Raw genomic sequence first — 14,953 nt, forward strand, 5'->3', positions numbered from 1 at the left:
GTACATCCGCATGACGGAAACTTCGTGACGGAGGGCCTTTCGATGGGGTTGTTCACCAAGCGCAAGCGTCGTGCCGACCGTAAAGCCGAGGCGAAAGCTCTCAAGCACAAGGCCGCGATGGAGGCCAAACTCGGCGCCCGCAACGAACGCAAGCGCAACCGTGCCGAACTCCGGACCCAGCGCGAGGTGGCCAAGGCCCAGATCGCGGCGTTGAAGGCGGAGGAGAAGGCGGCCGCCAAGACAGCCGAGCGCGCCGAGCGGGATCCGTTCAGCGCCAGTCAGGTGAAGAAGTATCTGGGCGTCGCGCGGGTGCTGGTACCGGTGCTGGCGCCGCTGGCCTATCGAGCCGCCACCTTCATTCGCGGACAGATCGACACCCGCCGGGCCCACCAGCTCGGTGTCGGCATCGGCGATCTGGGTAATTTCACCGGCCACGGCGCTCGGCTGCAGGCCCGCATCTCCGGAGTCGAATCGACCCTGGACGGGATCGCGGACAGCGGCGGCCACTCCGGTGATAACCAGAAGTTCGTGGCCGCCACCCGGGACCGGCTGAGCAGTCTGTCGGCCGCGGTGCGGACCTCCGAGCAGATGCCGGCGCCGCGGCGGCGCGCGGTGCACGCCTCCATCTCCAACGAACTCTCCGGCGTCGAAGCCGATATTCTCGCGCGCCTCGGCGTGCACTGACCGCCGATATCCGCCATGCCCCACCGTGATCGGCCGACCGGGAGATCCGCGCCCTCGCGGCGCGTGATCCGCCGGCCCGGCACGGACGCGGTGCGCGGTGGACTGGTCGGCGCGGCCACGGTCGTGCTCGCGGTGGCGGCGCACGGCTGGGCCGGAGGCGGATCTCCCGACTCGTCGGCGCTGGCGTTACTGCTGCTGAGCGCGGTGGCCACCGGCGCCGCGGCGGCGTGGCTGCCCGCGATCGGCGGTATGCGGGGGCGGGCGACGGTGGTCGCCGTCCTCGGCGCGGGACAAACCGCCGCACATCTCGCGCTGAGTCTGCTACCCGCTCACGGCGGCGGCGACACAGCGTGTGGTGAGGGTCTTTTCGCCATCGGCGTCCCGGGTGGCTGGATGGCGGTGGCACATACGGTCGCCACCGTCGTCTGCGCACTGCTCATCGTGGCCGCCGAACGGTTGTACGCCGCGGTGTCCCGCTCGGTCCGAGCGGTCACCAGCCGGCCCCGGGCATTGCCCGGCATCACCACCGCACGGTGGCGTCCCTCCGCTTCGCGGCAGTGGCAGCGGCTCAGCGGTCGCGCGGCGGGCTCCCGCGCACCACCGGTACTCGCCTGATCCGATCCCACACCTCAGGCATTTCGCCACGTACCGAGAAAGTCATCCATCGTGAGTTCACGCATGCCCACCGCGGTGTCGCGCACCCTGCTCGCCACCGGCGCCGCCGCCGGCTTCGCCCTGCTCGCCACCGGAACCGCGGCCGCGCACGTCACGGCCGACGCCCCGGGCGCGGCACAGGGCGGCTACGCCGTCGTCACCTTCCGGGTGCCGACCGAATCGGCGACCGCATCGACCACCAAGCTGACCGTCGCGCTGCCGCAGCTGTCCTCGGCCCGCACCGAACCGCTGCCGGGCTGGACGGCCCGCACCGAGAAGAACGACAAGAACCAGTTCACCTCCGTCACCTGGACCGCCGATCCCGGCAACCCGGGTATCACCGCGGAGCAGTTCCAGCGCTTCACCCTCGCGGTCGGCCCGCTGCCGAAGCAGGACAAGATCAGCTTCCCGGCCACCCAGACCTACAGCGACGGCAAGGTCGTCAACTGGAACGAGCCCATGCCCGCCGACGGCGCCGAACCCGAACATCCCGCGCCGTCGGTCTCGCTGGGCGCCGCCGGATCCCACGACGAGCACGGCGGCACGGCGGCCGCCGACAGTGATTCCGGCACCGGCTCCGAATCCGACGACACCGCTCGCTGGCTCGGCGGGATCGGGCTCGCACTGGGCGCACTGGGCGCCGCGCTGGGACTGGGCAGCCTGATCCGGAGCCGGCGCGCATGATGCGGCGCCTCCTGCTCTCCCTCGCCACCGTGCTGGCGCTGGGCGGCCTCGCGATCACGGTGGCCGGTCCGGCCGGTGCGCATTCGTCGGTGGTCTCCTCCGACCCCGCCGACGGCGCGAAGCTCGAGACCGGCCCGGCCCGGGTGAGCTTCACCTTCAACGAGAACCTGCAGCCGAGTTTCCCGTCGCTGACCGTCGTCGGTCCCGACAAGAATCTGTGGTCGAAGGGTAAGCCCGTGGTGGACGGCCCGACCGTCAGTGTCGAGGTCGGGGACCTCGGCCCGGCCGGGACCTACACCATGGCCTTCCGGGTCACCTCGGCCGACGGGCATCCGGTCAGCGGTACCCGCACTTTCGAGCTGACGAAACCCGGTCAGGGCACACCCGGTCCGAAGGCCGACGCGGCGAGCAACTCCGGCGGTGGTGGCGATTCCGGCGGTGTTCCGCTGTGGGTCTTCATCGTCGCGGCGGTCATCCTGTTCGGCGGCGGATTGGCTTTCGCCTTGTTCGGCGGTCGCTCCCGGCGTTCGGGTAGCGGCGGCACACCATGAGATCGGGGACGACCGGCGGTAGTTCGAGCGCGCTGCGATACGCGTTGCTCCTGGTCGTCCCGGCCGCCCTGGTGGGCGTCGTCGCCGGTTGGGCCCTGGCCGCGCCGGATCCGGTGCAGGCCGAGGCGCCGGTGCGCACCCTCGCCGACGGGCTGGGCGCCACCGTGGTGGGCCTGGCCGCCCTCCCCCGCCTGCACGACCGACTGCGGCCCGCGTGGCGCATGCTGGCCGTCTTCGGCGGGCTGTGGGCCGTCACCGAATTCGTCCTGCTGGCCACCGAGGCGGCCGAGGTGGTGGGCGTTTCGGTGGGCCGATTGCGGGCGCGCGATTTCGGTGACTACCTCGCCCATGTCAGCGGGGGTCAGATCGGTATCGCCGTGTTGATCGGTACCGCCGCCGTGGCCGGCTACAGCACCCTGGCCTATCGCCGACCGGACCACGCGACCGCCGATCTGGTGCTCGTCTTCGCCGCGGTGACGCTGGTGTTGCGGCCGATCACCGGCCATATGTCGCAACAGACGCTGGGTTCGGTGCTGGCCGCGGTCCACGCCCTCGCCGCGGCGGCCTGGTTCGGCGTCCTGCTGGCCCTGGCTCTGGTCGTGCGCACCCGCGGTGAATGGGCGGTGATCCTGCCGCGGTATTCCGGCTGGGCACTGCCCGCGATCGGGGCGGTCACGGTCACCGGGGTATGCAACGGGCTGGTCCGGATCGGCGATCCGGCGGCCTTGATCGACAGCGGCTACGGGCGCATCCTGCTGGCCAAGACGGTGATGGTGCTCGCCCTGCTCGTACTGGGCTGGTGGTGGCGGCGCAGTTGGGTGCCACGGGCGACCGACCATCGGATGAGCGCCGACTCCTCGCTGCGGCGGGCGCTGATCGAGGTCGCGGTGATGGGTTCGGTGTTCGGATTGGCGGCGACGTTATCGGTGACGGCCTGAGCCGGTCGGCCGCTGGATAGGGCCTCCGAACTGGAGTGATAGCAATTACATCCGATCCGGGACGATCTGAAACACGTTACATTTACTGTCATGACCGCAGTGAAGATCGTCGCCGAGTGCGCCGCCTCCGCCGAGACCGCGTTCGACTATGTCAACGATTACCGGCATCTGCCGGAATTCGTCACCGAGGTCCATTCCTTCCGCCCGGTCACCGATCAGGTGGCCGGACTGGGCGCCAGTTTCGACACCGAGATCAAACTGGGCCCGGCCTCGCTGACCTCGCGGCTGCAGATCGTGCGCTGGGAGAAGAACGTCGCGATCGCCGTGAAGGCCGTCACCGGATTCGAGATCGAATCCACCTTCCTGTTCCATCCGCGTGACGAACACGCCTGCACGGTGGACGCCATCGTCGAATACCGGGTCCCGGGCGGTATCGCGGGCAAAGTACTGGGGAAGACGATCGAGCCGTTCGTGAAGATGTCGGTCAAGCACACCGCGCACAATCTGACGACCAGAATCGCGGAGTACGGGCAGGACCGCTAGCCGTTCCTGCCAGGAAGGTCTCAGGATCTCCGAGGCCCCGTCATGGCAAGCTAGTCCGGTGACCGATTCAGCAAACCAAGTGGCAACCGCCGACCTCGCCGATGAGATCGGCCCCGAGATCCGCAGCTGTGACACACAGTTCACGCAGTTCGGCGGCCATCCGGTGTTCAGTGGCCGGATTGTCACCATTCGCTGCTTCCAGGACAACCTGTTGGTCAAGCAGACTCTCAGCGAACCCGGTGAGGGCCGAGTGCTCGTCGTGGACGGCGGCGCGAGTGTGCACACCGCCCTCGTGGGCGACATCATCGCCGGCCGCGGTGTCGACAACGGCTGGTCCGGCGTCGTCGTGAACGGCGGCGTACGCGACTCCGCGATCCTGCGCACCCTGAATATCGGCATCAAGGCGCTGGGAACCAATCCGCGCAAGAGCACGCAAACCGGCTCCGGCGAACGTGACGTGCCGGTGGAATTCGGCGGGGTGACCTTCGTCCCCGGCGAGGTGCTCTACAGCGATCACGACGGGATCGTCGTCCGCGCGGAATGACCCACCGATCGCCGCCGGAGCACCCGCCAGCGGCGGGTTATCCCCCCGCGACGCGGACGCGGTGGCCGGCCAGTGCGACGACGTCACCGGCGTGGAGCTGGCGGCCCCGCCGTAGTTCCACCTCATCGTTGACACGCACGAGTCCGGCGGCGATCACGGTCTTCGCCTCCGACCCGCTGTCGATGAGATTGGCCAGCTTCAGGAACTGCCCGAGTCGAATGACTTCGTCTTCGATCGGCACATCGACTGGATCCGACATGGGTTACATCTTTACCGCCGCGATCGACGGGCCGCACGCCGCCCCCGCCGGTACCCGGCGTTCGAACTCGGCCGGCACCCGGCCGACGGACTCCGCCGATGTGCGCCAATCGAACTCGCGTCGGGTCGTGACCGCCGGCGCTGTCCGGCAAGGGAATCCCGCCGGTGTCCGGCGAAAGGATCGAATATGACCGTGCACGAGCAGGACTCGCCCGGCGGCCTTCTCCCCTCGAGCGGTCCCGGCACGCACACTGGTTCGGTGACTTCCGAGCAAGACCGGCTCCACGACCGCGATCGCAGATCTCCCTCCTCACCGGTTCCGCATCGCGCCCACGGTCGGCTGAGCGAAGTACCCCATCTGATCGGCCTGGTACTCGGTGTCTTCTCGATTCTGTGTGCGCTGTGGAGTATTTCGCCCGGCCTGCGTTTTCTGACCTCGGCCCCGCGGCACTATCTGGACGCCTACTATTTCGACGCGCCCGACACCAACCTGATGTGGGCGGTCATCATCGGCCTGCTCGCCGGTGCGACGGCCTCCCGAAAACGGATCGCCTGGTGGCTGCTCGCCGGCTACATGGCGCTGTTCGCGGTGGCCAACGGCCTGGATTTCGCCGAGGAACAGGATCCGCACGCACTGGCCGCGCTGATCGTCCACCTCGCGGTGATCGGTCTGATGATCGCCGCCTGGCCCGAGTTCTACACCCGGGTGCGTCGTGGCGCGGTCTGGAAGGCGCTGGGCGTGCTGGTCAGCGGCTTGGTGGTCGGCAGTCTGCTCGGTTGGGGCCTGGTGGAGCTGTTCCCCGGCAGCCTGCCGCGCGGCGCCGAACGTCCGCTGTGGGCGCTGTCTCGGGTCACGGCGACGATCCTGGTCGCGGACAACAACTTCGACGGGCATCCGCCGCATGTGGTGAATCTGCTGCTCGGCCTGTTCGGCGCGGTGGCGCTGCTGGCGGCGGCGCTGGTGCTGTTCCGCTCGCAGCAGGCGTCCAATGCCATGACCCCACTCGACGAATCCGCTATACGCGGACTGCTCGATCGCTCCGATGTCGAGGATTCCCTGGGCTACTTCGCGACCCGACGCGACAAGGCGGTGGTCTTCGCACCCAGCGGCAAGGCCGCGATCACCTTCCGCGTCGAACTCGGGGTGTGCCTGGCCTCCGGCGATCCGATCGGGGTGCGCGAGGCGTGGCCGCAGGCCATCGACGCCTGGCTGCGGCTGGCCGACCGATACGGCTGGGCCCCCGCGGTGATGGGCGCCGGTGAACTCGGCGCCACCGCCTATCGCCGGGCCGGACTGTCGGCGCTGCGCCTGGGCGACGAGGCGATCCTCGACACTCGCTCCTTCTCCCTGGCCGGACCGGATATGAAGCAGGTCCGCCAAGCCGCGAACCGCCTGCGCAAGCAGGGTTTCACCACGCGGATTCGCCGCCACAGCGAATTGACGCCGGACGAGATGGCGCAGATGATCGCGCGCGCCGACGCATGGCGCGATACCGAAACCGAACGCGGATTCTCGATGGCGCTGGGCCGCCTCGGCGATCGCCTCGACGGCTGCAGCCTGCTGGTCGAGGCCCTCGATCACACCGGCCGGGTCTGGGGCATGCTGTCGCTGGTGCCGTGGGGTCGCGCCGGAGTATCGCTCGACGTGATGCGCCGAGACCCCAAGGGCCCCAACGGGATCATGGAATTCATGATCTCCCAGCTGGCGCTGAGCTCCGAACAGTACGGGATCACCCGGGTGTCGCTGAATTTCGCGGTGTTCCGCTCGGTGTTCGAGGAGGGCGCCCGAATCGGCGCCGGTCCGGTGCTGCGGCTGTGGCGCAGTGTGCTGATGTTCTTCAGCCGCTGGTGGCAGCTGGAAGCGCTGTACCGGTCCAATGTGAAGTATCAGCCGCAGTGGGTGCCCCGATTCTTCATCTTCGAGGAACGTCGCCAGCTCCCCCGCGTCGCCCTCGCCAGTGCCCTGGCCGAAGGCTTCGTCCCCCGCTTCGGCAAACAGCCGGATGCCATGGCGCACACCGGTCTGCATTCCGCGGTACCGGACACGATCACCGGCCTGCATGCCGACGGCAGTCCGCCCGAGGCCCCGCCGTCCGCGCTCGAGCAGGCCGCCGCGCGCCGGCCGGAGCAGGTGCGAGTCCGCATGGACAAGGTGGCGCGCCTGGCGGAAGCGGGCGTCGACGCCTATCCGGTCGCCTACGCCCCGACCCATTCCATCGCCGACGCCCGCCGGTCCCCCAAGGGCACCACGGTGCGCGTGTGCGGGCGGCTGTTGCGTATCCGCGATTACGGAGGCGTCACCTTCGCCGTGCTGCGGGACTGGTCCGGCGACGTCCAGATCCTCATCGACCGCGACCGGGTCGGCGCGCATCGCTCGCGCTCGTTCGACGAATACTTCGACCTCGGTGATCTGATCGAGGTCAGCGGACAGATCGGCGCCAGCCGCCGCGGTGAGTTGTCCCTGCTGGCCCAGGACTGGCGGATGATCGGCAAATGCCTGCATCCGCTACCGGACAAGTGGCGCGGCCTCGCCGACCCCGAGGCTCGGGTGCGGCAGCGCTACGTGGACATGGCGATCAACGTCGAGGCCCGGGAGGTGCTGGCCAAACGCAGTGCCGTGGTGCGGTCGCTGCGCGATACGTTGAACGGCTGGGGTTTCCTCGAGGTCGAGACCCCGGTGCTGCAGCAGGTGCACGGCGGCGCCAATGCCGCACCGTTCAGCACCCACATCAACGCCTACGACCTGGACCTGTATCTGCGGATCGCGCCCGAGCTGTATCTCAAACGACTGTGCGTCGGCGGAATGGAGAAGGTTTTCGAGCTGGGCCGGGTGTTCCGCAACGAGGGTGTGGACTACAGCCATAATCCGGAATTCACGATCCTGGAAGCCTATGAGGCGCACAGCGATTACGAACGCATGATGCACGCCTGCCGCCAGCTGATCCAGAACGCCGCGATCGCGGCCAACGGTTCCTGTGTGGCACTGCGCCCGGACTCCGACGGCGGCCTCACCGAGGTCGACATCTCCGGTGACTGGCCGGTGCGCACCGTGCACGGCGCCATCTCCGACGCGATCGGCGAAACCGTCACACCCGATACCGACGTGGACCGGCTGCGCCTGCTGTGCGACAAGGCCGAGGTGCCCTATCAGCCGGGCTGGGACGCCGGTCAGATCGTGCTGGAGATGTACGAGCACCTGGTGGAGGACCGCACCCGGGAACCGACCTTCTACATCGACTTCCCGACCTCGGTCTCCCCGCTGACCCGGGCCCACCGCAGTATCGACGGTGTCGCCGAACGCTGGGATCTGGTGGCCTGGGGAGTGGAACTGGGTACCGCCTACAGCGAATTGACCAATCCGATCGAACAGCGCCGCCGGCTGACCGAACAGTCGCTGCTGGCCGCCGGTGGTGACCCGGAGGCCATGGAACTGGACGAGAACTTCCTCGAGGCGCTGGAGTTCGCGATGCCGCCGACCGGTGGCCTGGGCGTGGGCGTGGACCGGGTGGTCATGCTGATCACCGGCCGCAGCATCCGCGAAACCCTGCCGTTCCCGCTGGTCAAACCACGCACCGGACAGGGGGAATCGCGCTGATCGGTGGCCCTGCGCCACCGCCGGACGGCACCCGTTCGCAGGTCGGCGATATCGGTCCGGCACAGTAGATCCGTGCAGCTTGTTCTCGTGCGCCACGCCCAGCCCGGGCGGGTGCTGACCACATCCGGTCCGGCCGATCCCGAACTCACCGAGCTGGGGGTGGAGCAGGCCGGACGGGTTCCGGCCGTGATCACGCGGTTCGCCGGCGGGGAACATCGGATCGCGCGGGTGGTCAGCAGTCCGCAACGGCGGGCCCGCGATACCGCCGCGCCCACCGCCGAGAAACTCGGGCTGCCGGTCGAGATTCTCGACGGACTCGCCGAATACGATCGAGACCTGCCCGCCTACATTCCGATCGAGGATGCCAAGCGGGATTTCCGGGAGACCTACGAGCGGATCAAGGCCGGACATCTACCGGAGCAGATCGACGGCCCGCTGTTCGTCGAACGGGTGCTCACCACCGTCTCCGAGATCGTGGCCGCGGCCGAACCCACCGATACCGTGGTCGCTTTCGCGCATGGCGGGGTGATAAACGTGCTGCTGCAGGATGTGCTGGGGCTCGAGCGCCCGCTGACCTTCCCCATCGACTACTGCTCGATCACCCGTGTCCTGTTCTCACGCACCGGAACGCGCACCGCCGCCACCATCAACGAGAACAGCCACGTCTGGGAGTTGCTGCCGCGCAACCACTCCGCTGGCACACCTTGGGCCTGAAAACTCACAGGCGATTACCAGCGCCATCGCTTGCCGATCCCAGGTACGGATCGTTCGATGGGCAGCATGAGCCCCGCGCACGACGGCTCATGTTCCGAGAGAAAGGTAGTCCGTTGCTCTCCTCGAAGAGTTCTTCCCGCCGCCGGCTGATCGCGCGCATCGCGGTCGCCGGTGCGGTTGCCGCCGCTCCGGTGGCGGCGGTCGCAGTACCCGCTTTCGCCGACACACCCTCCGCCGCGCCGGTGGACTGGCACGACCACGACCACGACGGGTGGCGTCATCACCACCACGATCACGACGACTGGAACGGCCCCGGCGGCCCCGGCGGCTTCCTTCCGGGTGGTTTCCTGCCGGGCGGTTTCCTGCCCGGCCCGCCGCCCACCGGCTCCTTCGGCTGATCGCCGATCACCGACGAAGGCCACTCCCGATCTCCGGGGTGGCCTTCGTGCCGTACGCGGTGCCACCCCGAAAAAATATCGCGTCGGGCGTCGGAGATCCGGGTCCTCGGACGACTATGAGGATGTGAGCACGACACCGCGCGTGCGACCCGATCCGGCGTTCGGGTTGCTGGAGCTGTACGACGAGGCATTGCCACACGTCTACGGCTATCTGCTCGCCCGGTGCGGACAGCGCCCGCTGGCCGAGGATCTCACCGCGGAGACTTTCCTCGCCGCCGTCGACGCGGTGCGCAAACCCGGCGCACCCGCGCTGTCGGTGGCATGGCTGATCGGAGTGGCGCGCCACAAGCTGGCCGATCACTGGCGGCGAGTCGAACGCGAACAACGCGGTCTGCGGGCGCTCGACGACGAACCCACCAGCGCCGATCCCTGGGACGGCGAGATCGACGCGATCCGGGCGCGGGATGTGCTCACGCAGTTGGGCGCGCACCATCGGGCCGCTTTGACGCTGCGCTATATGGACGGCCTGCCGGTGGGTGAGGTGGCCGCCCATCTCGGCCGCACCGTACACGCGACCGAGGCACTGCTGGTCCGGGCGCGCAACGCCTTTCGCCGGGCCTATGCGGGAGAGGAGGGCTGAGATGACCGATCCGTTGGATGCCCTTCGCGCACGATCCGAACCCGTGGACCCGGATCCGACATTCGCCGAGCGGCTGCGGGAGCGACTGCTCGACGCCGTAGTGCACACCGGAGGTGCGAACATGACCGAAACCGATGCTCCGACCACGGCCGCCGCGGCGGCGACCGACTACCCGGTCCTGACCCCGTACCTGGTGGTGAACGACGCCAGACGTGCGCTGGACTGGTACGTCACGGTGCTCGGCGCCACCCGCCGCGGTGATCCGAAGGTCAACGCCGACGGCACGATCGGGCATGCCGAACTCGACATCGGCGGTTCTGTGCTGATGCTCGCCGAACCGTCCGATCTGTGGCCCGAGGTGCCGGTCGCGGCGCCGACCGGAACCCAGCACAGCCATTCGCTGCACCTGCGGGTCGACGAGGTGGACGAGCTCACCCGGGCGGCAGCCGAACACGGCGCCGCCGTGGAGCGGCCGCCGCGGGATCAGCCCTACGGTCGCGGGTCGGTCATCGTCGACCCGTTCGGTCACCGCTGGATTCTGCTGGTGCCGCCGCAGCGCGTGAGCAAGCGGTAGGACCGCGCATCGAGGCCACCTCGCGGCGGGTGTGGCCTCGGTCCCGGGAAATCGGCGGCCGCACAGACCGTTCCGTCAGATCTGCTCGGATGTGGCGGGCGCCGGCCGCCGCGCCGCGAGCAGGTCGCTGCGCCGGGCATCTTCGGTCCACCAGGTCCGCACGCCGGGTTGACGCGCCTCGTAGCGCAACTGCCAGACGGTACTGCGGCAGATGGCCTCCTTCAGCACCGCACCGGGACGGCCGCCGAGGTGGTATGGCTTGGCGGTGTCGTGCCGGTCGGAGAATTGGAAGATGCCGAAGCGACGGCCCAGGCTGATGCACTGTCCGGCGAATCCCACCTCGATGGCCGCCGGCTGTCCGCCCGCGATCCGGGCGAGGACGGTTTCGGCGGCCTGCGGGCCCAGTTGCACCGCGGACTGACATCCCATGCGGAACGGCAGGTCCGATGGTGCCGCCGCATCACCGGCGGCGATGATCCGCTCGTCGTCCACGCTGGTCAGCGTCTCATCGGTACGCAGGCGGCCGAGGGCATCGGTGCTCAGCCCACTGCGCGCGGCCAGATCGGGCACACCGAACCCCGTCGTCCAGATCGTCACCGCGCTGTGCAGGGTATGGCCGCCGCTGAGCCGGACGATATCGCGAGTCACCGCGACGGCCACGGCCTCGGGCCCGGCGAGCACGGTCACGCCGAGGCGGGCCAGGCGCTTGCCGACCGCACGGCGGGCCCGGGCGTGCAGATACGGCCCCAGCACCGCGCCGCAGATCAGCGTCACCCGGTGGCCTCGTTCGGCCAGCTCGGCGGCCGTCTCGATCCCGGCCGGTCCGGCGCCGACCACGACCACCGGGGCGGTGTCACCGACAGCGTCGAGGGCGCCGCGCAGTCGCCGCGCATCCTCGAGAGTCGCGATCGGATAGGCGAATTCGGCGGATCCCGGCACCTGAGGGTCGGCGCCATGGCTGCCCACCGCGTAGATCAGGTAGTCGTAGCCGAGGGTAGCGCCGGTCTCCAGTGTCACCCGGTGCTCGGCCGCGTCGATCCGGTTCACGACGTCGACTACCAGGCGGACCCGGTCGTTGAGCATCGTGTCGTAGTCCGCGACGGTGTCGTGGGTGCCCGCCGCCAGCTGATGCAGCCGGATCCGCTCGACGAAGGCCGACCGGGGATTGATCAGCGTCACCGCGACATCGTCGCGCTGTGTCAGACGGTTGGCGGCCATCACCCCGGCGTATCCACCACCGATGACGACCACTTCGATGTTCCCGGTCATGGTCTCTCCTTCGTTCGAGGTTGCGACCACAAGACGCCGCGCGAGCCCAGGATGTGACAGGGGTGTGCGAAGCTTTCCGGCCCGCAACGACAGAGGGCCGCTCCCGATCGGGAGCGGCCCTCGACGAGTCGAGATCAGCGGAGCATCAGGCCATGCCGGCGATCCAGTTGTGCATCCACGAGATCGCGGTCTGACCACCGCCGACACCGTAGTTGCCGTAGGAGGTGTGGGTGCCCGAGCTGTAGAAGTCCTCGAGCTGATGGACGCGTGCCTGGTTCGCCCCCTCGGTGAGCTGGTTCTGCAGGGTCCCGATACCGCCGTGCGCCATCAGGTCCCCAACGATGGAACCGGCCTCGAGCTGGTAGCGCCACAGATTGGTCGCGCTGGCACCGGAGGCCTGGGCCAGGAAGCCCGCGAACCGGGTGACGTAGTCGGTGTCCTCGGTGGAGCAGTACAGGTCGCCCGCCGCGCAGATGGTGCGCACTCGGTCGCTGACGAAACCGAAGCCACCGACGCGCGGGCCACCGGCGCCGGCGCCGCCGACCACCGGGCCGACCTGGACATCGGTGGGCGAACGCCGCGGATCGGAGATGAGGCCGACGCCCGACACCCGATCCGGAGGCACCACACCGAGTCCGGTGCCGATCTCGGCGGCCAGGTCACCCGCGGCGTCGGCACCCTGGCTGTAGCCCACGAGGGCGTAGTGGGTACCCGCGCACCGGGCGGCCATCGCCTGGATCAGGCCGCGCGCGTTATCGGTCGCCTCCTTCTTCGAGGCACCGTAAACATCGCCCTCCCAAGGGAAAGCGGTCGCGGCGTAGCTGACGTAGTCGCTGTCGGCCGAACTCGGCAGCCCGCGGGTCACACCGGACAGCATCCCGGGGCCGACCATGTGATCGGGCTTGTGATCACCGGTCTCCCAGGTGCCGGGGATCGCCACGACATACAGACTCGGGCACCCGGGAGACGCCGCCGCGGAGCCACTTCCGAGAGCGGTACCCGACACCGTCATCCCAGCCAGTACCGCCACTGCCGCACCCGCGGCCGCGACAACCTTTTTCAACCGCATGCTGCTCCAGTTTCAGTCAGCCCTCGCAGGGCATTCCAAAATTCTCCGCCGATGATGATGCCGTCGCCGGATTGCCGTGCGGTTAACTCCCGGCGAAGCAAAGCGCCGATCACGGACAGGTGTCGACGACATATCGGTCCTCAGGATAACGGTGACAACCGCGAACTGCCATCCGAGCGCGAAAACCCGTCCGATTTCCGATGTTTGAGACGTCGATCGACATTTCCGCAGGGCAACCCGGAAAAGTGAGGCGCCCACGGACTCGAAAGTCCGTGGGCGCCTCAGGTATTCGATGAGCGAATCAGCGCTGCGGAGCCGTCGTCGGAGCGATCGGCGCCGGTAGCGCGGTCTCACCCTCCAGATGCTGATCCACCGCGGACGCGGCGGCGCGGCCCTCGGCGATGGCCCACACGATCAGCGACTGGCCACGACCCATATCGCCGGCGACGAAGACGCCGGGGACGGTGGTCTGGAAGTCCTTACCGCGCTTGACGTTGCCACGCTGGTCGTAGCCCACGCCCAGATCCTCGAGCAGCCCCGGCTTCTGCGGGCCGACGAAACCCATCGCCAGCAGGACCAAGTCGGCCTCCAGCGTGAAGTCGGTGCCCTCGACCTTCTCGAAGCGGCCGTTGACGTTCTGCACCTCGTGCGCCTGCAGACCGGTGACCTTGCCGTCCGCGCCGGTGAACCGCTCGGTGTTCACCGAGAAGACGCGCTCACCACCCTCCTCGTGCGCGGAGGAGATCCGGAACATCAGCGGGTACGTCGGCCACGGGGTCGACTCGGCGCGCTCGGCCGGCGGCTTCGGCATGATCTCGAACTGGTGGATGCTGGCCGCGCCCTGCCGGTGCGAGGTGCCCAGGCAGTCGGCGCCGGTGTCACCGCCACCGATGATGACGACCTTCTTGCCCTTGGCGTGAATCCGCGGCAGACCGTCCTCGTCGGCGATCGCGTCACCGAGCTGCACCCGGTTGGCCAGCGGCAGGAACTCCATCGCCTGATGGATGCCGTCCAGATCGCGACCCGGAATCGGCAGATCACGAGCGATGGTGGCGCCCCCGGCCAGCACGACCGCGTCGAACCGCTCGCGCAGCTGCTCGGCGGTGATATCCACACCGACGTTCACGCCGGCCTTGAAGATGGTGCCCTCGGCCTCCATCTGTGCCAGGCGGCGGTCGATGAAGCGCTTCTCCATCTTGAATTCCGGAATGCCGTAGCGCAGCAGACCGCCGATGCGGTCGTCGCGCTCGAACACCGTGACGGTGTGACCGGCGCGGGTCAGCTGCTGGGCCGCGGCCAGACCGGCCGGACCCGAACCCACGACCGCGACCTTCTTACCGGTCAGCCGAGTCGGGTAGATCGGCTGCACCCAGCCCTCGTCGAAGGCGTTCTCGATGAGCTCGACCTCGACCTGCTTGATGGTGACCGGATCCTGGTTGATGCCGAGCACACACGACGCCTCACACGGCGCCGGGCACAGCCGCCCGGTGAACTCCGGGAAGTTGTTGGTCGCGTGCAGCCGGTCGATGCCCTCGCGCCAGCGATCGCGGTAGACCAGGTCGTTCCACTCCGGGATCAGGTTCCCGAGCGGGCAGCCGTTGTGACAGAACGGAATACCACAGTCCATACACCGGCTGGCCTGGGTCTGCAGGGTCTCGTGGGAGAAGTTCTCCTCGTAGACCTCTTTCCAGTCCATGAGGCGCAACGGCACCGGACGGCGCTGGGGCAGTTCCCTGCTCGTGTGCTTCAGAAATCCCTGTGCGTCACCCACGAGCGGCCCTCGAATAGTCACAGCGCCTCGTCGACGCCACCTGCAGAACTCTCTCATTACCCACGAG

The 14,953-nt window shown here is 68.7% G+C and carries 16 protein-coding genes; 12 read left to right on the top strand and 4 right to left on the bottom strand.

Annotated features, from left to right (window positions below):
• Positions 1-42 precede the first annotated feature (42 nt).
• From LKD76_RS00590 to rraA, 7 genes are all read left to right on the top strand, one after another.
• Entirely contained in the window at positions 43-684 is a 642-nt protein-coding gene (locus tag LKD76_RS00590; protein ID WP_227985030.1) for a DUF6474 family protein, read from the top strand.
• Between the two features lie 63 nt (positions 685-747).
• A complete protein-coding gene (locus LKD76_RS00595; protein ID WP_227978952.1) occupies positions 748-1,299 on the top strand; it encodes a hypothetical protein in 552 nt (183 codons plus the stop codon).
• Positions 1,300-1,362: 63 nt separating this feature from the next.
• Positions 1,363-2,022, top strand: coding sequence for a YcnI family copper-binding membrane protein (locus LKD76_RS00600; protein ID WP_227985031.1), 660 nt, complete (start codon positions 1,363-1,365; stop codon positions 2,020-2,022).
• Positions 2,019-2,573: a copper resistance CopC family protein gene (locus tag LKD76_RS00605; protein ID WP_227978953.1), complete on the top strand. Its 555-nt coding sequence runs from the start codon at positions 2,019-2,021 to the stop codon at positions 2,571-2,573. Before LKD76_RS00600 ends, LKD76_RS00605 begins: the two co-directional genes overlap by 4 nt.
• A complete protein-coding gene (locus tag LKD76_RS00610; RefSeq protein WP_227978954.1) occupies positions 2,570-3,511 on the top strand; it encodes a CopD family protein in 942 nt (313 codons plus the stop codon). Before LKD76_RS00605 ends, LKD76_RS00610 begins: the two co-directional genes overlap by 4 nt.
• A gap of 90 nt (positions 3,512-3,601) precedes the next feature.
• Positions 3,602-4,054 carry an SRPBCC family protein gene (locus tag LKD76_RS00615; RefSeq protein WP_227978955.1) on the top strand — a complete coding sequence of 151 codons (453 nt, stop codon included), beginning with the start codon at positions 3,602-3,604 and terminating at the stop codon, positions 4,052-4,054.
• Positions 4,055-4,112: 58 nt separating this feature from the next.
• Positions 4,113-4,598 (top strand): ribonuclease E activity regulator RraA, encoded by a 486-nt coding sequence (rraA, locus tag LKD76_RS00620; protein WP_227978956.1) that lies wholly within the window; start codon positions 4,113-4,115, stop codon positions 4,596-4,598.
• A 37-nt stretch (positions 4,599-4,635) separates the two neighbouring features.
• Here the strand turns inward: rraA and LKD76_RS00625 are convergent, their stop codons facing one another.
• Positions 4,636-4,857 (bottom strand): RNA-binding S4 domain-containing protein, encoded by a 222-nt coding sequence (locus LKD76_RS00625; protein WP_030516732.1) that lies wholly within the window; start codon positions 4,855-4,857, stop codon positions 4,636-4,638.
• Between the two features lie 258 nt (positions 4,858-5,115).
• Here LKD76_RS00625 and lysX point away from each other — a divergent pair, with 258 nt between their 5' ends.
• The 5 genes from lysX to LKD76_RS00650 all read left to right on the top strand — a co-directional run bounded on the left by lysX (position 5,116) and on the right by LKD76_RS00650 (position 10,777).
• Positions 5,116-8,451: a bifunctional lysylphosphatidylglycerol synthetase/lysine--tRNA ligase LysX gene (gene lysX, locus LKD76_RS00630; protein ID WP_308188499.1), complete on the top strand. Its 3,336-nt coding sequence runs from the start codon at positions 5,116-5,118 to the stop codon at positions 8,449-8,451.
• Between the two features lie 72 nt (positions 8,452-8,523).
• Positions 8,524-9,165: a histidine phosphatase family protein gene (locus LKD76_RS00635; protein WP_227978957.1), complete on the top strand. Its 642-nt coding sequence runs from the start codon at positions 8,524-8,526 to the stop codon at positions 9,163-9,165.
• A gap of 113 nt (positions 9,166-9,278) precedes the next feature.
• Entirely contained in the window at positions 9,279-9,563 is a 285-nt protein-coding gene (locus LKD76_RS00640; RefSeq protein ID WP_227978958.1) for a hypothetical protein, read from the top strand.
• 124 nt (positions 9,564-9,687) lie between these two features.
• Positions 9,688-10,203, top strand: coding sequence for an RNA polymerase sigma factor (locus LKD76_RS00645; protein ID WP_227978959.1), 516 nt, complete (start codon positions 9,688-9,690; stop codon positions 10,201-10,203).
• 1 nt (position 10,204) lies between these two features.
• A complete protein-coding gene (locus LKD76_RS00650) occupies positions 10,205-10,777 on the top strand; it encodes a VOC family protein (RefSeq protein ID WP_227978960.1) in 573 nt (190 codons plus the stop codon).
• A 75-nt stretch (positions 10,778-10,852) separates the two neighbouring features.
• On the opposite strand, the gene LKD76_RS00655 is transcribed toward LKD76_RS00650, so the two are convergent.
• From LKD76_RS00655 to LKD76_RS00665, 3 genes are all read right to left on the bottom strand, one after another.
• On the bottom strand, positions 10,853-12,046 hold the full coding sequence (locus LKD76_RS00655; RefSeq protein WP_227978961.1) for an NAD(P)/FAD-dependent oxidoreductase: 1,194 nt from the start codon (positions 12,044-12,046) through the stop codon (positions 10,853-10,855).
• A gap of 145 nt (positions 12,047-12,191) precedes the next feature.
• On the bottom strand, positions 12,192-13,115 hold the full coding sequence (locus tag LKD76_RS00660) for a cutinase family protein (RefSeq protein WP_227978962.1): 924 nt from the start codon (positions 13,113-13,115) through the stop codon (positions 12,192-12,194).
• 301 nt (positions 13,116-13,416) lie between these two features.
• Positions 13,417-14,886, bottom strand: a complete 1,470-nt coding sequence (locus LKD76_RS00665; protein ID WP_227985033.1) for a glutamate synthase subunit beta — start codon at positions 14,884-14,886, stop codon at positions 13,417-13,419.
• Between the last annotated feature and the right edge of the window lie 67 nt (positions 14,887-14,953).

Origin of the sequence: Nocardia spumae (assembly GCF_020733635.1) — a bacterium.
Taxonomy (GTDB): Bacteria; Actinomycetota; Actinomycetes; order Mycobacteriales; family Mycobacteriaceae; genus Nocardia; species Nocardia spumae.